Origin of the sequence: Bradyrhizobium sp. 157 (assembly GCF_023073815.1) — a bacterium.
Taxonomy (GTDB): Bacteria; Pseudomonadota; Alphaproteobacteria; order Rhizobiales; family Xanthobacteraceae; genus Bradyrhizobium.
The window spans coordinates 38,437-64,400 of sequence record NZ_JADPKF010000088.1; the positions used below are offsets into that span (position 1 = coordinate 38,437).

Sequence of the window (25,964 nt, forward strand, 5' to 3'; positions counted from 1 at the left end):
GCGCGCGATTCGTTTTGGAGAATCGGGGCAGTGGCCTTAAAGGTAGAATCCCATGGCGCGGTACATATTCATCACCGGCGGCGTGGTTTCTTCGCTCGGAAAGGGTCTGGCTTCGGCGGCACTCGGTGCCCTGCTGCAGGCTCGCGGGTACAAGGTCCGTCTCCGCAAACTCGACCCCTATCTCAACCTCGATCCCGGAACCATGTCGCCGTATCAGCACGGCGAAGTGTTCGTAACCGATGACGGCGCCGAGACCGATCTCGATCTCGGCCATTACGAACGTTTCACCGGGCGTCCGGCGACCAAAGCCGACAACATCACCACCGGGCGCATTTACCAGGACATCATCACCAAGGAACGCCGCGGCGATTATCTCGGCGCGACCATCCAGGTCGTTCCGCACGTCACCAACGCGATCAAGGAATTCGTTCTCTCCGGCAATGACGAGTACGACTTCGTGCTGGTCGAGATCGGTGGCACCGTCGGCGACATCGAGGGCTTGCCGTTCTTTGAGGCGATCCGTCAGCTCAAGAACGAGTTGCCGCGCGATCACGCGGTCTACATTCATTTGACGCTGCTGCCTTACATTCCAAGCGCGGGTGAGCTGAAGACCAAACCGACCCAGCATTCCGTGAAGGAATTGCGTTCGATCGGCATCCAGCCGGATATCCTGCTCTGCCGTACCGATCGCGAAATCCCGAAGGAAGAGCGGCGCAAGCTCGGCCTGTTCTGTAACGTGCGCGAAAGTGCCGTGATCGAGGCGAGGGACGTCGATAACATCTACGCCGTGCCCGAGGCCTATCACGCCGCCGGCCTCGACGGCGAGGTTCTGGCCGCGTTCGGCATCACGCCAAAAATTCCGCCGGCGCTGCAAAGCTGGAACGTCATCAACGAGCGCGTGCGTAACCCGGAAGGCGCCGTGACGATTGCCATTGTCGGCAAGTACACGGGCATGAAGGACGCCTACAAATCGCTGATCGAGGCGCTCTCCCATGGCGGCATCGCCAACAAGGTGAAGGTCAATCTCGACTGGATCGAGAGCGAGGTGTTCGAGAACGAAGACCCGGCGCCGTTCCTCGAACATGTCAACGGCATTCTGGTGCCCGGCGGCTTCGGCCAGCGCGGCGCCGAGGGCAAAATCCGCGCGGCGCAGTTCGCCCGTGTCCGCGACGTGCCGTATTTCGGCATCTGCTTCGGCATGCAGATGGCCGTGATCGAAGCCGCCCGCAATCTCGTCGGCATCGAGGAAGCCAACTCCACCGAGTTCGGGCCGACGCCCGAGCCTTTGGTCGGCCTGATGACGGAATGGCTGCGCGGCAACGAATTGGAGAAGCGGTCGCAATCGGGCGATCTCGGCGGCACCATGCGGCTCGGCGCTTACCCCGCGACGCTGAAGCGCGGCAGCCGCGTCTCAGCCGTCTATGGCGGCGCCACCGAGATTTCCGAACGCCACCGTCACCGCTACGAGGTCAACACCGCGTACAAAGACCGCCTCGAACAGCACGGGCTGCGTTTCTCAGGCCTTTCGCCCGACGGCGTGCTACCTGAAATCGTCGAGTACGAGGACCATCCCTGGTTCATCGGCGTGCAATTCCACCCCGAGCTGAAGTCGCGCCCGTTCGAGCCGCATCCTCTGTTCGCGTCCTTCATTCAGGCGGCGGTGGTGCAGAGCCGGTTGGTGTAGGCCTGCAGCGGAATTGTAGGGTGGGCAAAGCGACTTGTCCGCCGTAGCTCGAAGAGCGAAGGCGGAAGCGTGCCCACCATCTCGCAGCGCATATTGGATAGAATGGTGGGCAACGGCGCTTCGCGCCTTTGCTCACCCTACACCTTTGACGAACGCGGCAATTGTTGCGACAAAGCGCTCCCGTGACCTGCAAGAACAATAACCTTGGGAGCAAAGCCGATGATCATGGAAATGCGCGTCTATCGCTGTCTGCCGGGCCGCCTGCCGGCGCTGATGAAGCGTTTTGATACGCTGACGCTGAAGCTGTGGGACAAGCACGGCATCAAGCAGGCCGGCTTCTACACCACGCTGATCGGCACCTCCAATCAGGAACTGACCTATTTCATCGCATGGGACTCGCTTGCCGAGCGCGAGAAGAAATGGACCGCGTTTCAGAGCGATCCGGATTGGATCGCCGGCCGTGCTAAAAGCGAAGAAGACGGCCAGATCATCGACAACATCGTCAGCCAGTTGCTGGTGCCGACGGCGTTCTCCGCGGTAAAATAGCTCGCGGCGCAACCCTGATATTCAGGGGTTAAACGGGGTTGATCCCTGAGCAATTTCTGTCAAGAAAATGCTCAGCTTTTTGAATTGCGCGTATTCTGGTCGCAAAACTGGTGTCCACTTTTGCGGAATACGCGTGTCGCGGATCGGCATGATCCGCACCGGACGTGAGGAAAATCCCTTGAACGCGAAACCCGAAGCAGCTCCGGTCGTCTCGGTCGGTTCGGTCAAATTCGGCAATGACCTGCCGATTTCGATCATTGCCGGACCGTGCCAACTCGAAAGCCGGGCGCACGCCCTCGAAGTGGCGGGTGCGCTGAAAGAAATCGCAGGCCGGCTCGGCATAGGCCTCGTCTACAAGACCTCCTTCGACAAGGCCAATCGAACCTCGGGCTCGGCCGCGCGCGGAATTGGCTTGGCGCAGGCGCTGCCGGTTTTCGCGGAGATTCGTTCCTCGCTCGGTCTTCCCGTGCTCACCGACGTGCATGAGGCGGCGCAATGCGCTGAAGCGGCGCAGGCGGTGGACGTACTGCAGATCCCTGCGTTCCTGTGCCGGCAGACGGATCTGCTGCTTGCGGCGGCCGCAACCGGCAAGGTCGTCAACGTCAAGAAAGGCCAGTTCCTCGCGCCGTGGGAAATGACCAACGTCGTCACCAAAATCACCGGCGGCGGTAATCCCAACGTACTGGTGACCGAACGCGGCGCTTCGTTCGGTTACAACACGCTGGTATCTGATATGCGTGCGCTGCCGATCATGGCGCAAACGACGGGTGCGCCCGTTATTTTTGACGCCACCCATTCGGTGCAGCAGCCGGGCGGGAAGGGTACCTCATCCGGCGGCCAGCGCGAATTCGTTCCCGTGCTGGCGCGCGCCGCGGTCGCCGTCGGCGTCGCCGGCGTGTTCATCGAGACCCATCCTGATCCCGATCATGCGCCGTCGGACGGGCCCAATATGGTGCCGCTACGCGAGTTCGAAGCCTTGGTGAAGAGGCTGATGGCGTTCGACGCGCTGGCCAAGAACGCTTTGCCGTGACCGCTACCAGCGGCATGCCGCCGGCGCTCAATATCATTGCGCTAGCGACCTTTTCGGCAAGCCTGTCCGCCCGAGCGCTTGATCCAGTGCTGCCGCATGTTGCCGAGGAATTTTCCGTCTCGATCGCTACCGCCGCCAGCTTTGCCGCGGCCTTCGCCTGCACCTTTGCCATCATCCAGCCGGTCCTCGGCGCCATGGCCGACATGTTCGGCAAGGCACGCCTGATGATCATCTGCCTGGTGCTGCTTGGATTTGCCAACATTCTTGGTGCCATGGCGACATCGTTCCCGCTGCTGTTCGCCTCACGGATTCTCGCCGGCATCGGCTCCGGCGGCGTATTCCCGGTCGCGCTCAGCCTCACCAGCGATCTCGTCGGTCCCGACAAGCGCCAGGTCGCGATCGGCCGCACGCTGGCCGGCGCCATGGCCGGCAACATCATGGGGGCATCGGCGGCGGGCCTGATCGGCGACTTTCTCGGCTGGCGCGGCGTGCTCGCCGTGCTCGGGGGATTGGTGGTGCTATCGTCAGTCGCGGTAGCGGCCGGATTCCGCGGCGCTGCGTTGACGCGTCCGCCGCGGAGCAGCTTTGCGCAGCTCCGCGGCGGTTATCGCACCATCTTCAGCAATCCGAACGCCCGCATCTGCTATGGAGCAGTGTTCATCGAAGGGTGCTGCGTGCTCGGGCTGTTTCCCTTCATCGCGGCGTTCCTGTTCGAACTCGGCGAAACCTCGCTGTCGGTCGCAGGCATTGTCATCGCCGGCTTCGCGGTCGGTGGCCTGTTCTACACCATGACGGTGTCGCGCTTTCTGCCGAAACTCGGCGTCAAGGGCATGATGATCGCCGGTGCGACGATGGTCGGGCTACAACTCACCGCAGTCGCGATGGGGCCCGAATGGAAGCTGCAAACCCTCAGCCTGATCTTCATGGGCTGGGGTTTTTACATGATCCACGGCTGCATCCAGGTGTTCGCCAGCGAACTATCGGCGGAAGCGCGCGCGACCGCGCTGGCGCTCCATTCGTTCTTCTTCTTTCTCGGCCAGACCGTCGGCCCGATCGCCTACGGCTTCGGCATCCAGCACGCCGGCAAGGTACCGACGCTGCTCACCGCAGCGGCCGTGATGATCGCGCTCGGCTTTATCTGCGCGAAGCTGCTGCGCCAGACGCCACCGGCGGATGCTGCGGCGAAGTAGCCCGAGGGCTAAAATAACCCCATGACGTGTTCGACGAGATAGACCGCCGTGACATAGCCGAGCGTGCCGATGGCCAACAGCGCAATCGACAGCCACACCCACAAGGGTGTCGTTTCCTTCGTCATCGGATGCTCATGCGGTAGCGCGCCGCGTCCTTGGCAGCGCTGGTTTCCCCCGACCCGGCGACAATGGTGCAATTCAGGCTCGATTTGTGAGGAAATGCCGGCTCGCGTCAGGATGACACACATCTGGTGCGTGCGGTTGCGCGCGGAAGTCCAGCTCAGGTAGCCGTCGATGGCACGGAGGTTGCTTCGTTCCTTGCCATTTAAGGTGATGATGTGGACGCCCAGATTACCCATTCGCTCAGAAGCAATTTGGCGGCTAGACACAGCGGCTATGCCAATGAGCCGCCGCTTCAGCGCTTTCTGACCGGCTGCTACGAGCAATTCAAATCGGACCATTCCGGCGCGGTCGCCGATTACATCCCCGAGCTGAAACGCGCCAACCCGGCGCATTTCGGCGTCGGTCTCGTGACCATTGACGGTCATGTCTATGAGGTCGGCGACAGCGCCGTGCCCTTCACCATCCAATCGGTCTCCAAAGCCTTCGTGTTTGCGCTGGCGCTCGAGCTGGTCGGCGAGGAACGCGTGGCGGCAGCGATCGGCGTGGAGCCGAGCGGTGAGGCGTTCAATTCGATCCGGCTGACCAACGACAACCGGCCGTTCAACCCGATGGTCAATGCCGGCGCGATCGCCTGTTCTGGATTGATCCATCAGGTCGACGGCGCTCACGCCTTCGAGCGCATCCGCGCCAAGCTCAGCCAGTTCGCCGGGCGCGAGCTCGACGTCGACGATGCGGTTCACGCCTCGGAAGCGCTGACCGGCAACCGCAATCGTGCGATCGCCTGTTGTTGCGGAATTATCTGGTGCTTCAGGACGACGTCGATGCCGTGCTGGACACCTATTTCCGGCAATGCGCCATCCTGGTCACGGCGCGCGATCTTGCGGTCATGGCGGCAACGCTGGCCAATCGCGGCGTCAATCCCGTGACCGGCACTTTCGTCATTTCGCCCAACATCGTGGCCCGCACGCTCTCGGTCATGACCAGTTCGGGCATGTATAATTACGCTGGCGAATGGATCTACCGCGTCGGCATCCCCGCCAAGAGCGGCGTCGGCGGCGGTATCGTCGCGGCGCTTCCGTCGCAATTGGGCTTAGGCACGTTCTCGCCGAACCTCGACAGCCACGGCAACAGCGTGCGCGGCTTGAAAGTATGCGAGGCGTTGTCATCACGGTTCGACCTGCACATGCTCAACCGCAGCGCCGACGTTCGCACCTGCATTATCGCCGACTACGACGTCTTCGGCATCTCGTCGCGCCGCAGCCGGCAACCGCATGAGCAGCAAATCCTCGACGAGCGCCACAGCGATATCAGGGTGATCGAGCTGGTCGGCGCGCTGAATTTCGCGACAATAGACCACGTGACGCGGCGGCTCGCCGGCGAACCGCCGAACGCGCCGCTGTTGATCCTCGACTTTCGCCGGGTGCCGGACCTGACCGCGGCGGGCGCGCAGTTGCTCGGCGAGAATCTCACCATGCTCGGCAACGCCGGCGTCACCGCGATCCTGACCGGGCTGGAGGCGACATCGTCGGTGTGGACGGAGGTACGCGCACGGACCGCCGATCCGCAGCGGCTGCGGCGCTTCGCGCTGCTCGATGAAGCGATCGAATGGGCCGAGGACCAGGTCATCTATCGCTATGGCGGCTTCACCTCGTCGAAGGAAACCAGCCATCTCGGCGAGCAGGCGCTGTTGGCCGATCTGGCGCCGGAAGAGATCGCCGCGCTGGCCGACCTCTCGACCGCGCGGCGCTATGAGGCCGGCCAGCGCATCATCAGCGCCGGGAAGCCCGCCAATTCGCTGTTCTTCCTGCAAAGCGGAATGGTGAGCGTGAAGCTGCCCAGCGGCGTGCGGCTGGCCTCGCTCGGGCCTGGCATGGAATTCGGCGAGATGGCGATCATCGAGAAGCTCCGCAGCGCCGATGTCTGGGCTGACACGGCCGTGAAGTGCCTCGAGCTGCCACTCGACAGCTTTGCCGATTATCGCCGGCTCCACCCGCAGATCGCGCTGAAGATCATGCGTAATCTGTCGGCCCTGCTGGCGAGGCGTCTGATCCTTGCGAATGCCAAGGTCGATTTGCTCAGCGCTTATTGAGCGCGGCAGACAGCAGGGATTGTGCCTGCCGGGTTGCTTCGGAAGGACGGCTGCTTCGGAGCGCGCTCGGTGAAGCAGCGCTTGTACGCGTCCGCGCCCTCCTGGCGCAGGTCTCCCAACCTATCATAGGCCTTGCGGCCGATCTTTCCGAAGCGGAAATCGTCGTCGGCATGTTCGGCCCTCTTGTCGTAACCGGTCCGGATGTCGATGCAGGCCGGGATTTCCACCGTGGGATCGACCTTAAAATGCAAGAAAACGGGACTCGCTCGCCGCCATATCTTTCGGAGCGGCTGTATGCTTGGGAGTCTGTGATAAAGATTGCCGGTGGACGGCCGAAGCAAGTGCAGTTGTTGACTTGGTTTTTGTACTGGTACCAGCGATGATTGTCCGAGAACGTTTTCGCGGTCTTTTCCAGAAGTACCTGCTCGTACTGTTTATGGCCGTCGCGATTCCGCTCGCGATCAACGGTATTGTCGAAGCTTGGTTCGGCTATCGCGACCAGCGAGCAAGGCTTGATCAGTTGCTTGGCGTTCAAGCAACATCTGCCGCAGCCGAAATCCATGACTTCATTTACGGTATCACAAACCAGCTCGGCTGGTTGGTCCAAGTTCCCTGGAGCGACGAGCCCGACGAGCGGCGGCGGACCGAGGCGTTACGCTTGTTTCGGCAGGCGCCTGCGATTGTCAGTCTCGCACTCCTCGACAACAGGGGCCTGGAGCGCCTCTATGTTTCACGGATCGGACTCAATCGAATTGAAAGCCGCACAGACCGATCTGCTGATCCTGCGGTAATTGGTGCGCGCTCGGGACAAGTCTGGTTTAGCGACGTAAGCTACCATCGAGGCTCCGAACCACACCTGACGGTTGCGGTCGTTGGTAATCGACCATCGGTCGGAGTAGTTATCGCAGAAGTCAATCTCAAGCTGATTTGGGATGTGATTTCAGCGATAAAGGTGGGAAAGACCGGCTTCGCCTTCGTTTTGGACCGACCGGGTCGGCTCATTGCTCATCCCGACATCAGCCTCGTCCTCCGTGGGGCGGAAGAAGCAACCTCCAAGCCGTTCCGCACCATACGCGACGCAATCGGGCCCGCGGGGGCCGGCTTCGCGACAAGCCGAGATGTCCACGGCCATGAGGTTGCCGCCGTCGCGGCTCCCGTTGCGGGTCCCGATTGGACTGTAATCGTCGAACAGCCGTTAGCTGAAGCCTACGCACCGATCTATGCAGTCTTGTGGCGAACCGTAGCGCTCCTTGCGGCGGGCACAATGTTCGCTGCGTTGCTTGCCTACGCACTGGCGCATCGGATGACCGAACCAATAAGAGTTCTTGAGGAAGGGACTGAGAGGATCGGGGCTGGGTCTTTCGACCACCGCATTTCCATTGAGACCGGCGACGAGTTTCAGCGTCTTGCAAACAGCTTTAACAAGATGGCTGCCGAGTTGGCGCTGGCGCAGCAGCACCAGGAACGCATAGCGAAGCTCAAGCGATTCCTCGCACCGCAGGTGGCCGACCTTGTCGATCGAGCGGGCGACGACAGTGTATTGGACGGGCGCCACGCAGAAGTCGTCGTTATATTTTGCGACTTGCGAGGCTTCACCGCATTTTCCGCAGCACTTGCGCCAGAGGAAGTCATGAGCGTGTTGTCAGAGTACTATGAGGTCCTTGGCAGAGCTATTACGCAATTTGCGGCGACACTCATCAGTTTCTCGGGAGATGGCCTTATGGTTCTCGTGAACGCACCCGTACCCGTTGAAGAACCGGCATTAAGGGCTGTCGATCTTGCTGTTGAGATGCAGAAGAGCGTGCAAGGACTAATCGCCGGCTGGCGATCGCGAGGCTACCAGGTTGGATTCGGGATTGGTCTTGCCAGTGGGGCGGCAACAGTTGGACGGATCGGGTACGCGGACCGGTTCGATTACACCGCCATCGGTAATGTGGTAAATCTCGCGGCCCGCCTATGCGCATCTGCCGCAGATCGGGAAATCCTGATAGACGCCGAAGTCGCCGAATGCGTTAGGGGCAAGCGGTCTCTAGTGGAACTTGGGGACCGCCAAATCAAGGGATTTGACGAGGCTATTCCGGTATTCGGAATTTCCTTCGATACACCATAGCCGATGGCAAACTGCGGCGGCTTGGCGAAATCCGTTCGCGACTAAGCCAGCGTCGCGGGATATGCTGGGATCAGCGGCCGACGGACAGCCGATGGTGAAGGTATGAAGAGCGCCAACTCTAATGCAATAGTGTCTCGCAGATGCGTCAGTCGGCGAGACTTTCTCTCGTTGATGGCGGGCGCCGCCACTTGGACAACCTCGCTACATGCGCAAAAACTGGCGATGCCGGTCATTGGCTATCTTTGCGCGGAATCTCCGGAGCTATTTGCCAGTCGACTCAAAGCTTTTCACCAAGGACTTGGCGAAGCCGGCTTTGTCGAAGGCCGTAATGTCGCCATCCACTATCAGTGGGCCGAAGGGCAATACACGCGATTGCCTGCCTTGGCTGCCAACTTGGTCTCCCGCAATGTCGACGTCGTCGTCGCGCCCGGCGGCGCGCCGGTGGCGCTCGCTGCGAAAGCCGCCGCTGCGAACAATGCAATCGTCTTTGAGATGGGTGGCGACCCCGTTCAGTTAGGTGTCGTGGACAGCTTGCCGCGGCCGGGCGGCAATATCACGGGGGTTTCGAGCTTGAGCGTCGACGTGTCGCCGAAGCGGCTTGAGTTGATGCATGAACTACTGCCGACCGCAGCTAAATTGGCGGTGGTCGCCAACCCCACAAGTCCAACCGCCAATTCACAATTGCAGAAGCTGCGCTCGGCCGCCGAAACCCTGGGAGTGCATCTGCAGGTGTTGAACGCAAGTACTGAAAAGGAGTTCGAACCTATTTTCTCCACCATAGCTCAGGAAGCGGGTGGGCTCGTCTTTACCTCGGACCCCTATTTCGCATTTCGCAGTAGACAGCTGGCCGAGTTCGCCATGAAATATCGCGTGCCCGCAATTACCCAATCCCGAGACTTCCCTGCCGCAGGCGGCTTGATGAGCTATGGCGGAGACTTTGCGCAATCGCATCGGCGCGCGGGCATGTATGTCGGGCGCATCCTCAAGGGCGAGAAGCCCTCTGATCTTCCGGTCCAGCTTGTCACCAAGGTGGAGTTCATCATCAACGTTAGGGCCGCCAAGTTACTTGGGCGAGAATTTTCGCCTTCACTCGTCGCCGGTGCTGATGAGGTAATTGAGTAAGAGATCTATTCGGCCGATTTCGCTAACTGCCAACGAGTTCTCGCAGTCGGCCTTCCACCACGCAATTCTGATGGGACGGCTGGTGCCGAGCGGCTCGTAGGTCCCCTTCTGATCAGCGCTTATCCCCGCCCGCGATAGGGCGCGACGCCCTGGTCGGGCACCCACACGTCCTTGGGCAGTTTGCCGGTCTGCCAGAACACGTCGATCGGGATGCCGCCGCGCGGATACCAGTAGCCGCCAATGCGAAGCCACTTCGGCTTGATCTCGGTGGCGATCCGCTTGCCGATCATGACCGTGCAATCCTCATGGAAGGCGCCGTGGCTGCGAAAACTCGCGACATAGAGTTTCAGCGATTTGGATTCCAGCAGCCATTGCCCCGGTACATAGTCGATCACGAGATGCGCAAAATCCGGCTGGCCCGTTACCGGGCAGATCGAGGTGAATTCCGGTGCGGTGAAGCGAACCAGATAATTGGCGCCCGTTTGCGGATTGGGCACGCGGTCGAGTTGCGCCTTTTCAGGGCTGTCCGGCCATTCCACGGCGCGGCCGAGCTGCAATGATTTCTGTGATGATTTGTTCAATGATTTCTTGGCCATTATGAGCGTCCTTTGCGAGCGCTGACATGGCCGCAACAGCGCCGTGTCGTCAACCCGTCAGGACTTCCGTTCCCGGAACGGACGTCCTTCCAGTGATTTTTGACTCGCTCCTTCACGCGAACTGGTGTCCGCCCCCGGCTCAAGTCCGAGGGCACGCTTTGCTCGAAAACGCTATTAGTCTGGTTGGCGGCGTGGCGGAAGCTCAATGCTCGGCAACTGCCAAGCCCGAACCAATGAGTTCAAAAGGAATTCGAGAGTCAACAATGCCCGGTCATGCATATTGATGCGTCTCATGCTCAGGCATTGGATAAAATAGGATAAAATAGCCGATGCACTAGCGCCTTGAGGATACGATAAGCATCATGGGCCTCTCAATTTCTTCCTCCAGATCCGGATTTTCTCTGATTTGCTCCAACGATGGCGCGAACTCTTCAACGGCCTTGATTGTGAATCCAGCGCGGATCAGTGCATTGAGCGTCGTGCCGATGGTCCTGTGATACTTTACCACTCCCTTCACAAACCAGTCTGTCTGGCGCTCACCTTCGATGGCGTAGCGATTCACCGGCCAGGTCTTGCGGCCGTCCTCATCCTCCATCCAGTGCGGATGAGTGGCGGCCATAAAGATTGGGTGCTCGATAGTGAAAACGAACTCGGCGCCAGGCACGAGTGACCGGTGAACCATGGAAACGAGCCGGTCGAAATCGCGGATATAGTGTAACGTCAAGACACTATAGGCGAGATCGAAGGCTGCCTCAGGTAGACTAAGTGTTTCGAGATCCGCAATTCGATACGTGATTGCGGCATCGCTCGTATCGGCTTTTGCACGGGAAATCATATTCTCAGATAAGTCCAGCCCGAGAACCGATATTGCACCTCGTTCGCGCATCCAGCGCGAAGCCCAGCCGAAACCGCAGCCAAGGTCGACGACCCGCTTGCCCGCGATGCTAGGAAGCAGAGCACGTATCGCCGGCCATTCGGGAGCGCCGTGGAGGCCCTTAACTTGCCTGGGAAGTTGGCTATAGCCAAAGAAGAAGTCCGGATTATCGTAGATATTCTGTGCCATGTGTACTCCATCGAGCGTGATCAGATAAGGCACAGAGCCCCGCCGACTGTACTATCTCCGGCGAGAACACGCCTGCGAACATCGACCGAAAGAGACGTCGCCGTGCCCGCCGGCCTCCTTCGCCAGCACGCAGCTTGAATCAGAACCGGCCTGATTTGGGACCCAAACGACTCAATCTCATCGGGACCGGCTCGAGCGCGAGGAGGGGTCCTCAAGAAACCGGACTAGCGCCTGCCGCTCGGCCGAGTCCTCGATCCCGCGCATCGACATCCATAATCCCGGAAACATTGCGGCGGGATCGGCGAGGAAGGTGTCCAGGCCCGTTGCGTCCCAGCGCAATCCCTCGTCGCGGGCCTTGCGCAGCACCGGCGAGTAATCGAAATCGGTATCGCCCGCAACTATGCGGCCGATCAGCCCAGAAAGGTTGGGACCAGGCAGGCTGCGCTCGGCGCGATCGAGGCTGTGGCAGGCGCGGCAGGGTGCAAACGCCCGCGCGCCGTCTTCTTCCGCAAGGGCGGGAGCGGGCAGGGAAAGCAACAACAGCAACAGGACGGCGAATGACTTCACGCGACCGTCTGTATCACGACCAGGCGGTCATTGCCGGACTCGCCGCCCCAGGTTTCGCCGGGCCGGCCGTCGAGCTGGCGCACATTCGCGCCCGGTTTATCGCTGGGGAATGCGTTGAATTTCTCCGTCACTGGATCGAAGCGCACGATCGCGTTGCCACCGAAGTCGGTGAGCCAGACCTTGTCCTTGTCGTCGACATAAACCGCATAGGCCCGCGGGTTGCTGCCCGGCAATTTCCACGCTTTCCAGGAGCCGTCGGCGGGATCGTGCACCGATACTTGGCCGCTGTTCCATTCGCTGACCCAGATCCGCCCCTTCGAATCCGACCATACGCGCCGCGCACCCTGGTTCGGCGTCGGCGGCTCGACCACAGTCGCGTTGCCGGTGGTCGGATCAATCTTGGCGATGTGGCTGCCGGCCAGCGAGGCGTACCAGACGTCGCCCTTCGGCGTGACGGTCATGCCGTAGGTGCCGCGGCCGCGCGGCGATTTGAACACCGTCATATCGCCCGATTTCGGATCGAGCCGGCCGTAGATGCCGGACTGGCCGGTGAACCAATAGATGCCGCTCTTGTCGAAAACGCCGGTGTTGAGGTTGGCGTATGCCTCCTTTTCAGGCAGGCGGAACAGCGTCACCTTGTGATCGCCGGGATCGACGCGCGCGATCGCGTTCTGTCCACCCTCCGTGATCCATGGCGCGCCGTCCGGCCCAATGATGACGCCATGGGGCGCAGCGCCCTTGCCGAGATCGACCAGCTTGTAGGAGCCGTCGCGTGGGTCGAGACGCCCGAGCGTGCCGTTGCGCTGCCCGCAGAACCAGATCGTGCCATCGGGGGCAGGCGTGGTGTCGCGCGAGCCCATGCCTGACTTGACCGGATAATATTTGACGCGGAACGGACCTTCCTGGGCGCTCGCATGGCGCAGGAGCGCGGGCGCGGCAAGGAATCCGGCAGCGGCGGTTCCAAGAAACTGGCGGCGATTCATTGCGTTACCTCGGCTTGTGAACGTGAAGGTTTGGACGCCAATATCAACCCTCGAGCAGTTTACCCTGACTGGGCGGTGCCGTCCGGAAAGGCCATTCCTCAAGCGTTCACATTTGCTTGCTCCCCGTGTAAGACCGCCCCGAAACCGGACCACCCATTCCCAGGAAAGTTTAAGACATGACCGCCATCGTCGACATCATTGGCCGTGAAATTCTCGATAGCCGTGGCAATCCCACCGTTGAAGTCGATGTGGTGCTGGAAGACGGTTCGATCGGCCGCGCGGCTGTTCCCTCCGGTGCGTCCACCGGCGCCCATGAGGCGGTCGAGCTGCGGGACGGCGATAAGCAACGCTATCTCGGCAAGGGCGTGCAGAAGGCGGTGGAAGCCGTCAACGGCGAGATCTTCGAGGCACTGAGCGATCAGGCCGTCGAGGACCAGGTCCACATCGACCAGATCATGATCGATCTCGACGGCACGCCGAACAAGAGCCGGCTCGGTGCCAACGCCATCCTCGGCGTTTCGCTGGCCTGCGCCAAGGCGGCGGCCGAATCCTTCGACATGCCGCTCTATCGTTACGTCGGCGGCACCTCGGCGCGGACGCTGCCGGTGCCGATGATGAACATCATCAATGGCGGCGCGCATGCCGACAACCCGATCGACTTTCAGGAGTTCATGATCCTCCCCGTGGGCGCCGTGAGCTTTGCCGAGGCGCTGCGCTGCGGTTCGGAAATCTTCCACACGCTGCGCAGCGAACTGAAGAAGGCCGGCCACAATACCAATGTCGGCGACGAGGGCGGTTTTGCGCCGAACCTGCCGTCGGCGGATGCAGCGCTCGAGTTCGTGGTGAGCGCGATCGGCAAGGCCGGCTACAAGGCGGGCAGCGACGTGATGCTCGGGCTGGATTGCGCGGCCACCGAGTTCTTCAAGGACGGCAATTACGTCTATGGCGGCGAGAACAAGACCCGCTCGCGTTCCGAGCAGGCAAAATATCTCGCCGATCTCGTCTCGCGTTATCCGATCGTCACCATCGAGGACGGCATGTCAGAGGATGACATGGACGGCTGGAAGGAATTGACCGACCTGATCGGCACGAAGTGCCAGCTCGTCGGCGACGACCTGTTCGTCACCAACGTCACCCGGCTTGCCGACGGCATCAAGAACGGCCGCGCCAATTCGATCCTGATCAAGGTCAACCAGATCGGCACGCTGACGGAGACCCTCGCCGCCGTCGAGCTGGCCCACAAATACGGTTACACTTCCGTGATGTCGCACCGTTCCGGCGAGACGGAAGATTCCACCATCGCCGATCTCGCAGTCGCCACCAATTGCGGCCAGATCAAAACCGGATCATTGGCGCGCTCCGATCGCACCGCCAAGTACAACCAGCTCCTGCGTATCGAGCAGCAACTCGGCAATCAGGCGAAATATGCCGGCAAATCGGCGCTGAAGGCCTTGGCGTAAGGCATCGGCGCATCCAGATAGAACGGAACACAAGGGGACGATGGCGATGAGTGACGGCAAGAGCGGGCTTCAACTGCGTTCGCTGCTCAAGAAGAGCGGCGAACTCGAACTGTCGCTGGTCGATGTCCCAACGCCCGAGCCAGCCGACGACGAAGTCGTGGTCCATGTCGAGGCGACCCCGATCAATCCGTCCGACCTTGGGCTGCTGATCGGTCCCGCCGACATGTCGACAGCGAAGGAGTCCGGCACCAAGGACGCGCCCGTGGTCACGGCGAAGATGCCGGAAGCCGCGATGCGGATGATGGCGGCGCGGCTCGACCAGTCGCTCCCCGTCGGCAATGAGGGTGCCGGTGTGGTGATCAGGACCGGATCTTCGGACGCCGCGAAAGCGCTGATGGGCAAAGCGGTCTCGATGATCGGCGGCGCGATGTATACGCAGTATCGCACCATCAAGGTCAGGGACGTCATGGAGCTGCCCCCCGGCACGACGCCGGCCGACGGTGCATCATGGTTCGTCAATCCCTTGACCGCGCTTGGGATGACCGAGACGATGCGGCGCGAGAACCACAAGGCGCTGGTGCACACCGCGGCCGCCTCCAATCTCGGGCAGATGCTCAATAAGATCTGCATCAAGGACGGCATCGGCCTCGTCAATATCGTGCGCAGCAAGGAGCAGGCCGATATCCTGCACAAGATCGGCGCCAAATATGTCGTCGATTCCACGTCAGACACGTTCATGGACGACCTGACCAACGCCCTGGTGGAAACCGGTGCCACCATTGCATTCGACGCCATCGGCGGCGGCAAGCTGGCAAGCCAGATTCTCACCTGCATGGAGATTGCGGCCAACAAGACCGCCAAGGAATACAGCCGCTACGGCTCGAACGTGTACAAGCAGGTCTATATCTATGGCAGCCTCGATAACCGTCCGACCGAGTTGAGCCGCACCTTCGGCCTGACCTGGGGCGTTGGCGGCTGGCTCCTGACGCCGTTCCTGCAGAAGATCGGCCCCGCCGAAATCGGCCGCTTACGCCAGCGCGTGGCCTCCGAGCTCAAGACCACCTTTGCCAGCCACTACACGCAGGTAGTGTCGCTGCAGGAGGCACTGCAGCTTTCCAACATCGCCGTCTACAACAAGCGCTCAACCGGCGAGAAATTCCTGATCAATCCGAACAAGGGATGAGCGCGCGCTTCTACCGCCGCGAACAGGCTGCCTTTCAGGCGGCCTGTTTTTGCATGCCGAGGCAGCTGTAAAGATAAGTTGATGCACTTGCATCTTTCTGCTGATCTGGCGTAAGGAAGCGCTGGCGCTTTTGCTTCAAAAGGGAAATTCAATGGCCACCCATACCATCGTCACGATCGTCGGCTCTCTCCGCAAGGAGAGCTTTTCGCTCAAGGTCGCCAATGCGCTCGCCAAGCTGGCGCCGGCTTCGCTCAAGCTCGATGTGACCACGTTGCATGACATTTCCTTCTTCAACCAGGATTTGGAAGCAGCACCGCCGGCTGACTGGGTGGCGTTTCGCGAAAAGCTGCAGAAGTCGAACGGCGTGCTGTTCGTGACGCCCGAATATAATCGCTCGATTCCCGGTGTCCTGAAGAACGCGATCGACGTCGGCTCGCGTCCCTACGGCAAGAGCTCGTTCCTTGGCAAACCGACCGGCATCGTCAGCAACTCGCCCGGCGCGCTCGGCGGCGTCAGCGCAGCCAAGCATTTGCAGAACATCCTGCCGGGTATCTCCGGTCCGATCCTCGGACAGCCTGAGATCTACCTCAACGCCGTTGGTGACGCTTTTAACGAGAAGGGCGAGCTCGTGAAGGAAGCGGTGCAGAAAGTGCTGCAGCAATATATCGACGCGTTTGCGGCTTTCATCGAGAGGCAGAACAGGTAACCGCTCTCTCCCCGTCATTGCGAGCGAAGCGAGGCAATCCAGAGCCGGGCATAACGGATGGCTGGATTGCTTCGTCGCTTTCGCTCCTCGCAATGACGGCGGCGACATTCGTGCCCACCGCCTTAGCATTCCATTAACCGGACCGTCGCATCTTGACGGCATGGTCTCCCGCACCCGATTGAAATCGATCCTGACCGGACTCGCCCTCTATACGGTGGCGGCGATGATGGTCGGCTATTTCGGCGTCAATGCTTATACCGGCAAATACGGCTTGAACGCGCGCCAGGAGCTTGATCAGGAAATCATTGCCCTGACTTCGGAACTGGCGCGGCTGAAGCGGGAGCGGGCAGAGGGCGAGCAGCGGGTATCGCTGCTGCGCTCCGACCGGGTCGACCCTGACATGCTGGATGAGCGCGCGCGCTTCCAGCTCGACTACGCCAATCCGCGCGATCTGATCCGGATCGTCAAGCCAAATTAAGCGCACGGACAGTCCGACAACCGGCGGCTGCTTTTTATGCAGCGTGCGCAAATTTCAAAAAATCGCCAAATCAATTTCGAAAATGTCGCAGCCCACATTGCACTGCGGCATAGCAATATTTTCTCCAGCGCACGCAATCCTTTCACGGCGGTTTGAGTTGGGATAGAGAGGGCTGATCCGTCTCTCTTTCACCCGGAATTGCCATGGCTGCACCCAAGAAAAGCGTCGCGAAGGAATCAGGGCAGGAGAAGGCAGACGGGTCCCCACCGGAATTCACCAAGGCGCAGGAACTGGCCGCGCTGCGGGACATGCTCCTGATCCGCCGCTTCGAGGAAAAGGCCGGCCAGCTCTACGGCATGGGTGCGATCGGCGGCTTCTGCCATCTCTATATCGGCCAGGAAGCTGTGGTGGTTGGGATGCAGATGGCCCTGAAAAAGGGCGATCAGGTCATAACCGGATACCGGGACCACGGCCACATGTTGGCCTGCGGGATGTCCGCCAACGGCGTGATGGCCGAGCTCACCGGGCGCCGCGGCGGCTATTCCAAGGGCAAAGGCGGCTCCATGCACATGTTCAGCATGGAAAAGAATTTCTTCGGCGGCCACGGCATCGTCGGCGCCCAGGTTTCGCTCGGGACCGGCCTTGCTTTCGCCAATCGTTATCGCGGCAATGATTTCGTCAGCGTCGCCTATTTCGGCGACGGCGCGTCCAACCAGGGCCAGGTCTACGAGAGCTTTAATATGGCGGAGCTGTGGAAGCTCCCGGTGATCTACGTGATCGAGAACAACCGTTACGCCATGGGCACCTCGGTGACGCGCTCTTCCGCCTTGACCGATTTTTCCAAGCGCGGAGCCTCCTTCAATATTCCGGGCCAGCAGGTCGACGGCATGGACGTCCGCGCCGTGAAGGCCGCGGGCGACGAGGCGGTCGCTTGGTGCCGCGCCGGCAAGGGGCCGTTCATCTTGGAAATGCAGACCTATCGCTACCGCGGCCACTCGATGTCGGACCCGGCCAAATACCGAACCCGCGAAGAGGTCGAAAAAATCCGCACCGACCAGGACCCGATCGAGCAGGTGCGCAACCGCCTGCTGGCCGCCAAGGTCAGCGAGCAGGAGCTGAAGGCGATCGATGCCGAGGTGCGCGAGATCGTCAACGCATCCGCCGATTTCGCCCAGCGCGATCCCGAGCCCGATCCGTCCGAGCTCTGGACCGACGTCTATCGCTGAATTCAACCACGCGCAGAACTAGAGCATGATCCGGAAAAGTGGAAACCGGTTTTCCGAAACGATCATGCTCAAACCGATCTAAAGAGTGATTTTCGGGAGCCGATATGCCCATTCAAGTGCTGATGCCTGCGCTGTCGCCCACCATGGAAAAGGGCAATCTTGCGAAGTGGCTGAAGAAGGAAGGTGAGCCCATCAAGTCGGGCGATGTCATCGCCGAGATCGAGACCGACAAGGCGACGATGGAAGTCGAGGCGACCGATGAGGGCACACTCGGCAAGATACTGATCCCGGAAGGCACCGCCGACGTCGCCGTCAACACGCCGATCGCGACCATTCTGGCCGACGGCGAGAGCGCCGCCGATCTCAGCAAGGCCAGCGCGCCGGCGCAAGCGGCGAAGGCCGCGGAATCCGCGCCACCCGCTGAAGCCAAGGCGGAAGCGCGTCAGCCCAAGGCCGAGAAGGCACCAGCCGCGCCGCCCGCCGCCGTCGCCGAGCCCGATCCGGAAGTCCCCGCCGGCACCGAGATGATCACTCAAACCATCCGCGAAGCGCTCCGCGACGCGATGGCGGAAGAAATGCGGCGCGACCCCGATGTGTTCATCATGGGCGAGGAGGTCGCGGAATATCAGGGCGCCTACAAGGTGACTCAGGGCCTGCTGCAGGAATTCGGCGCGCGGCGCGTGATCGATACCCCGATCACCGAGCATGGTTTTACCGGCGTCGGCGTCGGCGCGGCGATGTCGGGGCTGAAGCCGATCGTCGAATTCATGACCTTCAATTTCGCCATGCAGGCGATCGACCAGATCATCAACTCCGCGGCCAAGACGCTGTACATGTCGGGCGGCCAGATGGGCTGCTCGATCGTGTTCCGCGGCCCGAACGGTGCCGCCGCCCGCGTCGCCGCCCAGCACAGCCAGGACTACTCGGCCTGGTACTCGCAAATTCCCGGGCTGAAGGTGATCGCGCCGTTCTCGGCGGCCGACTACAAGGGGCTGCTCAAGGCCGCGATCCGCGATCCCAATCCGGTCATCTTCCTCGAAAACGAAGTATTGTACGGCCACACCGGCCAAGTGCCAAAACTCGACGACTACGTGATCCCGATCGGCAAGGCGCGTATCGTTCGCTCGGGCAAGGACGTAACGCTGATCTCGTGGTCGAACGGCATGACCTATGCACTGAAGGCGGCCGACGAGCTCGCGAAGGAAAACATCGAGGCCGAGGTGATCGACCTGCGCACGCTGCGCCCGATGGACACCGAGACCATCATTGCATCGGTAAAGAAGACCGGGCGCGCGGTGACGGTGGAGGAGGGCTGGCAGCAAAGCGGCGTCGGCGCCGAGATCGCCGCTCGCATCATGGAGCACGCCTTCGACTATCTCGATGCGCCGGTCGCGCGCGTATCCGGCAAGGACGTGCCGATGCCTTATGCCGCAAACCTCGAAAAGCTCGCATTGCCTTCCGTTGCCGAGGTGGTCCAGGCCGCCAAGGCCGTTGCCTATCGGTAGGTCGATATGCCCGGTCCCAACGAACAACCGCTGCCGCCCGACGTCATCGGCCGCGAGGACGCCGTCGAAGTCCTGCGCGCTTTCGTCGTCGATGGCGGGCTCTCGATCGCGTTTCAGCGCGCCTTCGAGGAGCCTGACATGTGGGGTCTGCTGCTGGTCGATATCGCCCGCCACGCCGCCCGCGCCTATGCGCGCGAGAGCGGCTACACCGAGGACGAGGCGCTCGCGCGCATTGTCGAGATGTTCGAAGCCGAAATTAACCGGCCGACCGACATGGGCTCCACCACGCCCCGGTCACAACAGGGTCACTGACGATGCCGATCAACATTTTGATGCCTGCGCTGTCGCCCACGATGGAAAAGGGGAACCTTGCCAAGTGGCTCAAGAAGGAAGGCGACAAGGTCAAATCCGGCGACGTGATCGCGGAGATCGAGACCGATAAGGCGACGATGGAAGTCGAGGCGGTCGACGAAGGCACGATCGCCAAGATCCTGGTGCCGGAGGGGACCCAGGACGTCCCCGTCAACGATGTGATCGCGGTGTTGGCCGGCGACGGCGAGGACGTGAAGGCGGCAGGCGCCGCGCCCGCGCCGAAGGCTGCTGAAGCGCCCAAGGAGGCACCCAAAGAAGCGCCGAAGCCCGCCGCCGCGGCACCGGCGCCAACGCCTGCGCCCGCAGCGGCTCCCGCGCCTGCCCCTCAGGCGGCGGCGCCTGCCAAGGGTAACGGCCAAGGCCGCATCTTCTCGTCGCCGCTCGCGCGCCGTCTGGCCAAGGATGCCGGTATCGATCTTTCCCGCATCAACGGCTCGGGCCCGCATGGCCGCGTCGTCGCCCGCGACGTCGAGGACGCGAAATCCGGCAAGGGCCTGAAAGCCCCGGCCGCCGCGCCTGCGGCGGGTCCGAGTATCGCGCCTATGGGCGCGTTTGCGCCCGGGATGTCCGACAAGCAGATCCTGGCGCTGTTCGAGGAGGGCACTTACGAGATCGTGCCGCATGATGGCATGCGCCGCACCATCGCGCAGCGGCTCACTGCCTCGGTGCAGACCGTGCCGCATTTCTATCTGACCATGGACTGCGACATCGGCAAGCTGCTTGTGGCGCGCGAGGAGATCAACGCCGCAGCGCCCAAGGACAAGGAGAAGAAGCCGCTCTACAAGCTTTCGGTCAACGACTTCGTCATCAAGGCGATGGCGATCGCGCTGCAGCGGATTCCCAATTGCAACGTGAGCTGGACCGAAGGCGGCATGCTCAAGCACAAGCATTCCGACATCGGAGTGGCCGTTGCGATGCCCGGCGGCCTGATCACGCCAATCATCCGCAAAGCGGAAACCAAAACGCTTTCGACCATCTCGTCCGAGATGAAGGATTTTGCCGCACGCGCGCGAGCCCGCAAGCTGAAGCCGGAAGAGTATCAGGGCGGCACCACGGCGGTGTCGAACCTCGGAATGTACGGCATCAATCACTTCACAGCCGTGATCAACCCGCCGCATGCGACGATCCTGGCGGTGGGCACCAGCGAGGAGCGTCCCGTGGTACGCGCCGGCAAGATCGAGATCGCGCAGATGATGAGCGTAACGCTCTCCTGCGATCACCGGGCCATCGACGGCGCGCTAGGCGCCGAGCTGATCGGCGCGTTCAAGCAATTGATCGAAAATCCTGTGATGATGATGGTGTGAGGCGAGGGTAGCCGCACCGTCATGGCGAGCGCAGCGAAGCAATCCATCTCATCGGCGACAAGGTGGATTGCTTCGTTGCAAGGGCTCCTCGCAATGACGGAGAACTGTGATGGTCGCACGATAACGAGCACATAGCCATGGCCGACAATTCCTTCGACGTCATCATCATCGGCTCCGGCCCCGGCGGCTACGTCACCGCAATCCGCTCGGCCCAGCTCGGCTTCAAGACCGCGATCGTCGAGAAGGCCTATCTAGGCGGTATCTGCCTGAACTGGGGTTGTATCCCGACGAAGGCGCTTCTGCGCTCCGCCGAGATTTTTCACTACATGCAGCACGCCAAGGAGTACGGCCTCTCCGCGGAGAAAATATCGTTCGATCCGAAGGCTGTGGTGCAGCGCTCGCGCGGCGTCTCGAAGCGGCTGAATGACGGCGTCGGCTTCCTGATGAAGAAGAACAAGGTCACGGTGATCTGGGGCGAGGCGTCGATCGACGCGCCCGGCAAGGTCACCGTGAAGAAGTCCGCCGTCGAGGCGCCGAAGGGCGCGCTGGGCGAGGGCGCCTATCAGGCAAAGCACATCATTCTCGCCACCGGCGCCCGGCCGCGCGTGCTGCCGGGACTTGAGCCTGACAAGAAACTGGTCTGGACCTACTTTGAGGCGATGGTGCCGGAGCGGATGCCGAAATCGCTGCTGGTTGTCGGCTCCGGCGCGATCGGCATCGAGTTCGCTTCGTTCTTCCACACCATGGGCGCCGACGTCACCGTGGTCGAGGTGCTGCCGCAGATCCTCCCGGTCGAGGATGCTGAGATCGCAGGTTTGGCGCGCAAGCGGTTCGAGAAGCAGGGCATCAAGATTCTCTCAAGCACCAAGGTCACGAAGCTCGAGAAGAAGGCCGACAGCGTGGTCGCCACCATCGACGACGGCAAAAAGCCGCAAACCGTCGAGTTCGAGCGGGTGATCTCGGCCGTTGGCGTGGTCGGCAACATCGAGGGGCTCGGGCTCGAAAAGCTGGGCGTCAAGACCGATAGCGGGGTCGTCGTGATCGACGGCTACGGCAAGACCAATGTCCCGGGCATCTACGCCATCGGCGACGTCGCCGGCCCGCCGATGCTCGCCCACAAGGCCGAGCACGAGGGCGTGGTCTGCATCGAGACCATCAAGGGCCTGCACCCGCACGCCACGGACAAGAACCTCATTCCCGGCTGCACCTACTGCCACCCGCAGATTGCTTCCGTGGGGCTGACCGAGGCGAAGGCGAAAGAAAACGGCCGCGAAATCCGCGTCGGCCGTTTCCCCTTCGTCGGCAATGGCAAGGCGATCGCGCTCGGCGAGGACCAGGGCCTCGTCAAGGTGATCTTTGACAAGAAAACCGGCCAGTTGCTCGGCGCCCACATGATTGGCGCCGAGGTGACTGAGCTGATCCAGGGTTACGTGGTCGCGATGAACCTGGAGACCACGGAAGAGGAGTTGATGCACACCGTATTCCCGCATCCGACGCTTTCGGAGATGATGAAGGAGGCGGTGCTCGATGCTTACGGGCGGGTGTTGAACATTTAACCGACGGGAGCGCGGCAGCCATAGAGCACAGCAGCCGTCCCGTCATCCTGAGGTGCGAGCGCAGCGAGCCTCGAAGGATGCACGGCCCGGATCGAGCAGCGGGGCCTGTCGCCCTTCGAGACGGCCGCTCTGCGGCCTCCTCAGGGTGACGGGTCTAATAGTGAAGCGACAAGAACAAGAAAGAACATACCCCGTGAAAGACAACGACAATCTGACCATCGAACGTCCGACTTTCGTCACCCACCTCGAATGCGCGATGGAAGGAGATCGGTACGAGGCCGACCAGATCCACAACCTCTCCAAAGCCGGCAAGCCGCTGCTGGTGCGGTACGACCTGGCCGGCGTGAAGAGGGCACTGACCAAGGACGCGCTTAAGGAGCGTCCCGCTGACATGTGGCGCTACCGCGAACTGCTGCCGGTTCGGAAGGTCACCGACATCGTCAGTCTCGGCGAAGTGGCGACGCCACTGATCCGACTTCCGAAGCTTGCGAAAAAACTCGGCGGCGGCGAGATCATCGTCAAGGATGAGGGACGGCTGCCGACCGGTTCGTTCAAGGCCCGCGGCCTTGTGATGGCGGTGTCGATGGGCAAGGCGCTCGGCATCAAGCACATGGCGATGCCGACCAACGGCAATGCGGGCGCCGCGCTTGCGGCATACGCCACTTCCTGCGGCATCAAGACGACGATCTTCTGCCCCGCCGACACGCCGGAGGTGAACGTCAGCGAGATCGAGCTGCAGGGCGCCACCGTCTATCGCGTCAACGGTCTGATCGACGATTGCGGCAAGATCGTCGGTGAGGGCAAGGCAAAAGCCGGCTGGTTCGATACCTCGACGCTGAAGGAGCCGTATCGGATCGAAGGCAAGAAGACGATGGGCCTTGAGCTCGCCGAGCAGCTCGGCTGGGAGATGCCTGACGTGATCTTCTATCCGACCGGCGGCGGTACCGGCCTGATCGGCATGTGGAAGGCGTTTGCCGAACTGGAAGCCATCGGCTTCATTGGCGCGAAGCGGCCGCGAATGGTGGCGGTGCAGGCGTCCGGCTGCGCGCCGATGGTGCGCGCCTTCGAGAACGGCACCGAGCACGCGCCGCGCTGGGAAGGTGCCCATACCATTGCCTCGGGCATCCGTGTGCCGCAGGCGGTGGGAGATTTTCTGATCCTGCGTGCCGTCCGTGAAAGCAAAGGTTTTGCGATTGCGGTCCCGGATGAGAAGATTTCTGCTGCGCTCAACGAAGTCGCGCGCGAGGAGGGCCTGCTGTTGTGTCCGGAAGGGGCGGCGACGTATGCTGCCTATCAGCAAAGCCTTGCCGACGGCCGCGTGACGAAGAACGATCGCGTCATGCTGTTCAATTGCGCGACAGGGCTTAAATATCCGCTTCCGCCGGTCACGCGCACGCTCGATCGCCATCAACCGATCGACTACGCCAAGCTGTAGCGGCCGTCATTGCGAGCGCAGCGGAGCAATCCATCTCGCTCCGACGGAAGTATGGATTGCTTGGTCGCTTCGCTTCTCGCAATGACGGGAGTGGGCGCTTGAGGAGGTTATAATGCGAAGAATGGTTCTGGCCATACTTGCGGCTCTCCTGTTTGCCGGCCCCGCATTTGCGCAAAGCTTTCCCTCGCGTCCTGTCACCATCATCGTGCCGTTCTCTGCGGGCGGTCCGTCGGATGCGATGGCGCGGATTCTCGCCGAGCGCATGAAGGTTACGCTCGGCGAGCAGGTTCTGGTCGAGAACGTGACGGGAGCGGCCGGTTCGGTCGGCGTCGGCCGCGCGGTGCGTTCGCCGCCTGACGGTTACACGATCAGCTTCGGCCATCTCGGCACCCACGTCGCCAATGGCGCGATCTACAAGCTCGGCTACGACCTCGTCACTGACCTCGAACCGGTCGCGCTGCTTCCAAGCAATCCGATGATCATCGTCAGCAAGAAGGCGGTGCCGGCCACCTCGCTGAAGGAATTTGTGGCGTGGCTGAAGGCGCAGCCAACGCCGGCGACCGCGGGTACGGCCGGCGCCGGCTCCGGCAGCCATATCGCCGGGCTCTATTTCGAGAACGTCACCGGCATCAAGCTGCAATATGTGCCGTATCGCGGCACCGGTCCTGCGATGAACGATCTGGTCGCCGGCCAGATCGACATGATCGTCGACCAGACCTCCAATTCAATCGGGCAGGTGCGTGCAGGTAACATCCGCGCCTATGCCATTACCTATAGCAAGCGCGTGGAATCGGCTTCCGACATCCCGACCGTCGACGAAGCGGGATTGCCCGGATTCCACATGACGCTGTGGTCTGGTCTCTGGGTACCCAAGGGGACGCCGAAGGACGTTATCGCCAAGCTGAATGCGGCGACGGTGGAGGCGTTGACCGATCCGGCGGTGCGCAAGCAGCTTGAAAACCTCGGCCTGCAAATGCCACCCAAGGACAAGCTCACGCCCGAAGCGCTCGGCGCCTGGCAAAAGGCCGAGATCGAAAAATGGTGGCCGATGATCAAGGCCGCCAACGTCAAGGTGGATTAGCTATCTCCGGATGCGCGCGGACGAATCTTCAAGCACGGGGGCGGGGAACCCTACGGGTAGCGCGGACGTTACCGTTCTTATACGTACACGGAGCGCACAATGGCTGACAATGACAACCGACCCAAGCGCACAATCGGACTCATTCTCGGCGGAATCATCGCAGTGGCTGCCGCGGCATTCATTCTAACCGGCGGGGAATTGGGCGGGGTTAAAGAAGTGACCAGCGATTCTGACCTCGCGCCGGTCGCGCCCGGAAAGAAGTAGCGTGAAGATGGGTTGGTAAATGTGCTGATTTGTCCGATCTCTTCGGTCTGCGGCGGCTAGGCCGTCCATTGATCGGATGCTCTATTTCGAACTGGCTACCGTTGGGACTTGCGACCTGCTGCCCCTTTCGTCGCGAGTGACCAAATGCCGCATCATTAGTCGCGGTCGCGGGCCATTTGGTCGGTGTCGGTCATGAGCGACAGACCTCCAAGCATACATTCCCTGAGATCGACGAGCAGCGAAACCTGCCTCGTTGCATCAATGCATGCGCAGGTCTTGCGGGAGTCGGCA

The 25,964-nt window shown here is 61.6% G+C and carries 24 protein-coding genes and 1 pseudogene; 19 read left to right on the top strand and 6 right to left on the bottom strand.

The window, feature by feature from the left end; genetic code table 11:
- Positions 1 to 52: 52 nt before the first annotated feature.
- From IVA95_RS24835 to IVA95_RS24850, 4 genes are all read left to right on the top strand, one after another.
- On the top strand, positions 53 to 1,684 hold the full coding sequence (locus IVA95_RS24835) for a CTP synthase (RefSeq protein WP_247512891.1): 1,632 nt from the start codon (positions 53 to 55) through the stop codon (positions 1,682 to 1,684).
- A 219-nt stretch (positions 1,685 to 1,903) separates the two neighbouring features.
- Entirely contained in the window at positions 1,904 to 2,230 is a 327-nt protein-coding gene (locus IVA95_RS24840) for an NIPSNAP family protein (protein WP_028345877.1), read from the top strand.
- 148 nt (positions 2,231 to 2,378) lie between these two features.
- Positions 2,379 to 3,260, top strand: a complete 882-nt coding sequence (kdsA, locus tag IVA95_RS24845) for a 3-deoxy-8-phosphooctulonate synthase (RefSeq protein ID WP_247512934.1) — start codon at positions 2,379 to 2,381, stop codon at positions 3,258 to 3,260.
- Positions 3,261 to 3,274: 14 nt separating this feature from the next.
- Positions 3,275 to 4,450, top strand: a complete 1,176-nt coding sequence (locus tag IVA95_RS24850; protein WP_247512935.1) for an MFS transporter — start codon at positions 3,275 to 3,277, stop codon at positions 4,448 to 4,450.
- Between the two features lie 8 nt (positions 4,451 to 4,458).
- Here IVA95_RS24850 and IVA95_RS24855 read toward each other — a convergent pair whose 3' ends face one another.
- On the bottom strand, positions 4,459 to 4,809 hold the full coding sequence (locus IVA95_RS24855; RefSeq protein ID WP_247512892.1) for a hypothetical protein: 351 nt from the start codon (positions 4,807 to 4,809) through the stop codon (positions 4,459 to 4,461).
- On the opposite strand from IVA95_RS24855, the pseudogene glsA reads away from it, so the two are divergent.
- Positions 4,801 to 6,662, top strand: a pseudogene (glsA, locus tag IVA95_RS24860) (glutaminase A). The gene IVA95_RS24855 and the pseudogene glsA sit on opposite strands and share 9 nt — an antisense overlap.
- On the opposite strand, the gene IVA95_RS24865 reads toward glsA, so the two are convergent.
- Positions 6,656 to 6,889, bottom strand: a complete 234-nt coding sequence (locus IVA95_RS24865; RefSeq protein WP_247512893.1) for a hypothetical protein — start codon at positions 6,887 to 6,889, stop codon at positions 6,656 to 6,658. The pseudogene glsA and the gene IVA95_RS24865 sit on opposite strands and share 7 nt — an antisense overlap.
- Before the next feature lie 152 nt (positions 6,890 to 7,041).
- Here IVA95_RS24865 and IVA95_RS24870 point away from each other — a divergent pair, with 152 nt between their 5' ends.
- Positions 7,042 to 8,772 carry an adenylate/guanylate cyclase domain-containing protein gene (locus IVA95_RS24870; RefSeq protein WP_247512936.1) on the top strand — a complete coding sequence of 577 codons (1,731 nt, stop codon included), beginning with the start codon at positions 7,042 to 7,044 and terminating at the stop codon, positions 8,770 to 8,772.
- Between the two features lie 171 nt (positions 8,773 to 8,943).
- Positions 8,944 to 9,894 (top strand): ABC transporter substrate-binding protein, encoded by a 951-nt coding sequence (locus IVA95_RS24875; protein ID WP_247512894.1) that lies wholly within the window; start codon positions 8,944 to 8,946, stop codon positions 9,892 to 9,894.
- A 119-nt stretch (positions 9,895 to 10,013) separates the two neighbouring features.
- On the opposite strand, the gene queF is transcribed toward IVA95_RS24875, so the two are convergent.
- The 4 genes from queF to IVA95_RS24895 form a co-directional block, all read right to left on the bottom strand.
- Positions 10,014 to 10,490, bottom strand: coding sequence for a preQ(1) synthase (queF, locus tag IVA95_RS24880; RefSeq protein WP_247512895.1), 477 nt, complete (start codon positions 10,488 to 10,490; stop codon positions 10,014 to 10,016).
- Between the two features lie 334 nt (positions 10,491 to 10,824).
- Positions 10,825 to 11,553: a class I SAM-dependent methyltransferase gene (locus IVA95_RS24885; protein WP_247512896.1), complete on the bottom strand. Its 729-nt coding sequence runs from the start codon at positions 11,551 to 11,553 to the stop codon at positions 10,825 to 10,827.
- A gap of 177 nt (positions 11,554 to 11,730) precedes the next feature.
- On the bottom strand, positions 11,731 to 12,120 hold the full coding sequence (locus tag IVA95_RS24890) for a c-type cytochrome (RefSeq protein WP_247512897.1): 390 nt from the start codon (positions 12,118 to 12,120) through the stop codon (positions 11,731 to 11,733).
- Positions 12,117 to 13,103 carry a lyase gene (locus IVA95_RS24895; protein WP_247512898.1) on the bottom strand — a complete coding sequence of 329 codons (987 nt, stop codon included), beginning with the start codon at positions 13,101 to 13,103 and terminating at the stop codon, positions 12,117 to 12,119. The genes IVA95_RS24890 and IVA95_RS24895 overlap by 4 nt, the downstream gene beginning before the upstream one ends.
- A gap of 176 nt (positions 13,104 to 13,279) precedes the next feature.
- Here IVA95_RS24895 and eno point away from each other — a divergent pair, with 176 nt between their 5' ends.
- The 12 genes from eno to IVA95_RS24955 all read left to right on the top strand — a co-directional run bounded on the left by eno (position 13,280) and on the right by IVA95_RS24955 (position 25,673).
- A complete protein-coding gene (gene eno / locus IVA95_RS24900) occupies positions 13,280 to 14,563 on the top strand; it encodes a phosphopyruvate hydratase (RefSeq protein WP_247512899.1) in 1,284 nt (427 codons plus the stop codon).
- Positions 14,564 to 14,609: 46 nt separating this feature from the next.
- Positions 14,610 to 15,746 (top strand): zinc-binding dehydrogenase, encoded by a 1,137-nt coding sequence (locus IVA95_RS24905; protein WP_247512900.1) that lies wholly within the window; start codon positions 14,610 to 14,612, stop codon positions 15,744 to 15,746.
- A gap of 151 nt (positions 15,747 to 15,897) precedes the next feature.
- The gene (locus IVA95_RS24910) at positions 15,898 to 16,452 is read left to right on the top strand and encodes an NADPH-dependent FMN reductase (protein WP_247512901.1); all 555 of its coding nucleotides are present in this window, start codon (positions 15,898 to 15,900) and stop codon (positions 16,450 to 16,452) included.
- Positions 16,453 to 16,612: 160 nt separating this feature from the next.
- Entirely contained in the window at positions 16,613 to 16,930 is a 318-nt protein-coding gene (locus tag IVA95_RS24915) for a septum formation initiator family protein (RefSeq protein WP_057843085.1), read from the top strand.
- Positions 16,931 to 17,133: 203 nt separating this feature from the next.
- A complete protein-coding gene (gene pdhA / locus IVA95_RS24920; RefSeq protein ID WP_213250206.1) occupies positions 17,134 to 18,156 on the top strand; it encodes a pyruvate dehydrogenase (acetyl-transferring) E1 component subunit alpha in 1,023 nt (340 codons plus the stop codon).
- Positions 18,157 to 18,260: 104 nt separating this feature from the next.
- Positions 18,261 to 19,661 (top strand): pyruvate dehydrogenase complex E1 component subunit beta, encoded by a 1,401-nt coding sequence (locus IVA95_RS24925; RefSeq protein WP_247512902.1) that lies wholly within the window; start codon positions 18,261 to 18,263, stop codon positions 19,659 to 19,661.
- 6 nt (positions 19,662 to 19,667) lie between these two features.
- Positions 19,668 to 19,973 (top strand): DUF5076 domain-containing protein, encoded by a 306-nt coding sequence (locus IVA95_RS24930; protein WP_213250202.1) that lies wholly within the window; start codon positions 19,668 to 19,670, stop codon positions 19,971 to 19,973.
- Positions 19,974 to 19,975: 2 nt separating this feature from the next.
- Complete coding sequence (locus IVA95_RS24935; protein ID WP_247512903.1) at positions 19,976 to 21,337, top strand: pyruvate dehydrogenase complex dihydrolipoamide acetyltransferase; 1,362 nt, start codon at positions 19,976 to 19,978, stop codon at positions 21,335 to 21,337.
- A gap of 137 nt (positions 21,338 to 21,474) precedes the next feature.
- Positions 21,475 to 22,893 (top strand): dihydrolipoyl dehydrogenase, encoded by a 1,419-nt coding sequence (lpdA, locus tag IVA95_RS24940; protein ID WP_247512904.1) that lies wholly within the window; start codon positions 21,475 to 21,477, stop codon positions 22,891 to 22,893.
- A gap of 193 nt (positions 22,894 to 23,086) precedes the next feature.
- The gene (locus tag IVA95_RS24945) at positions 23,087 to 24,328 is read left to right on the top strand and encodes a threonine synthase (protein ID WP_247512905.1); all 1,242 of its coding nucleotides are present in this window, start codon (positions 23,087 to 23,089) and stop codon (positions 24,326 to 24,328) included.
- 112 nt (positions 24,329 to 24,440) lie between these two features.
- The gene (locus IVA95_RS24950) at positions 24,441 to 25,409 is read left to right on the top strand and encodes a tripartite tricarboxylate transporter substrate binding protein BugD (protein WP_247512906.1); all 969 of its coding nucleotides are present in this window, start codon (positions 24,441 to 24,443) and stop codon (positions 25,407 to 25,409) included.
- Positions 25,410 to 25,508: 99 nt separating this feature from the next.
- The gene (locus tag IVA95_RS24955; protein WP_213250193.1) at positions 25,509 to 25,673 is read left to right on the top strand and encodes a hypothetical protein; all 165 of its coding nucleotides are present in this window, start codon (positions 25,509 to 25,511) and stop codon (positions 25,671 to 25,673) included.
- Positions 25,674 to 25,964: the final 291 nt, after the last annotated feature.

Excerpts from the sequence above, each read along its gene's own strand:
- IVA95_RS24835 (WP_247512891.1), top strand. The coding sequence starts at position 53 with ATGGCGCGGTACATATTCATCACCGGCGGCGTGGTTTCTTCGCTCGGA.
- IVA95_RS24840 (WP_028345877.1), top strand. The coding sequence starts at position 1,904 with ATGATCATGGAAATGCGCGTCTATCGCTGTCTGCCGGGCCGCCTGCCG.
- kdsA (WP_247512934.1), top strand. The coding sequence starts at position 2,379 with ATGATCCGCACCGGACGTGAGGAAAATCCCTTGAACGCGAAACCCGAA.
- IVA95_RS24850 (WP_247512935.1), top strand. The coding sequence starts at position 3,275 with ATGCCGCCGGCGCTCAATATCATTGCGCTAGCGACCTTTTCGGCAAGC.
- IVA95_RS24855 (WP_247512892.1), bottom strand. The coding sequence starts at position 4,809 with ATGGGTAATCTGGGCGTCCACATCATCACCTTAAATGGCAAGGAACGA.
- IVA95_RS24870 (WP_247512936.1), top strand. The coding sequence starts at position 7,042 with ATGATTGTCCGAGAACGTTTTCGCGGTCTTTTCCAGAAGTACCTGCTC.
- IVA95_RS24875 (WP_247512894.1), top strand. The coding sequence starts at position 8,944 with ATGGCGGGCGCCGCCACTTGGACAACCTCGCTACATGCGCAAAAACTG.
- queF (WP_247512895.1), bottom strand. The coding sequence starts at position 10,490 with ATGGCCAAGAAATCATTGAACAAATCATCACAGAAATCATTGCAGCTC.
- IVA95_RS24885 (WP_247512896.1), bottom strand. The coding sequence starts at position 11,553 with ATGGCACAGAATATCTACGATAATCCGGACTTCTTCTTTGGCTATAGC.
- IVA95_RS24895 (WP_247512898.1), bottom strand. The coding sequence starts at position 13,103 with ATGAATCGCCGCCAGTTTCTTGGAACCGCCGCTGCCGGATTCCTTGCC.
- eno (WP_247512899.1), top strand. The coding sequence starts at position 13,280 with ATGACCGCCATCGTCGACATCATTGGCCGTGAAATTCTCGATAGCCGT.
- IVA95_RS24905 (WP_247512900.1), top strand. The coding sequence starts at position 14,610 with ATGAGTGACGGCAAGAGCGGGCTTCAACTGCGTTCGCTGCTCAAGAAG.
- IVA95_RS24910 (WP_247512901.1), top strand. The coding sequence starts at position 15,898 with ATGGCCACCCATACCATCGTCACGATCGTCGGCTCTCTCCGCAAGGAG.
- IVA95_RS24915 (WP_057843085.1), top strand. The coding sequence starts at position 16,613 with ATGGTCTCCCGCACCCGATTGAAATCGATCCTGACCGGACTCGCCCTC.
- pdhA (WP_213250206.1), top strand. The coding sequence starts at position 17,134 with ATGGCTGCACCCAAGAAAAGCGTCGCGAAGGAATCAGGGCAGGAGAAG.
- IVA95_RS24925 (WP_247512902.1), top strand. The coding sequence starts at position 18,261 with ATGCCCATTCAAGTGCTGATGCCTGCGCTGTCGCCCACCATGGAAAAG.
- IVA95_RS24930 (WP_213250202.1), top strand. The coding sequence starts at position 19,668 with ATGCCCGGTCCCAACGAACAACCGCTGCCGCCCGACGTCATCGGCCGC.
- IVA95_RS24935 (WP_247512903.1), top strand. The coding sequence starts at position 19,976 with ATGCCGATCAACATTTTGATGCCTGCGCTGTCGCCCACGATGGAAAAG.
- lpdA (WP_247512904.1), top strand. The coding sequence starts at position 21,475 with ATGGCCGACAATTCCTTCGACGTCATCATCATCGGCTCCGGCCCCGGC.
- IVA95_RS24950 (WP_247512906.1), top strand. The coding sequence starts at position 24,441 with ATGCGAAGAATGGTTCTGGCCATACTTGCGGCTCTCCTGTTTGCCGGC.
- IVA95_RS24955 (WP_213250193.1), top strand. The coding sequence starts at position 25,509 with ATGGCTGACAATGACAACCGACCCAAGCGCACAATCGGACTCATTCTC.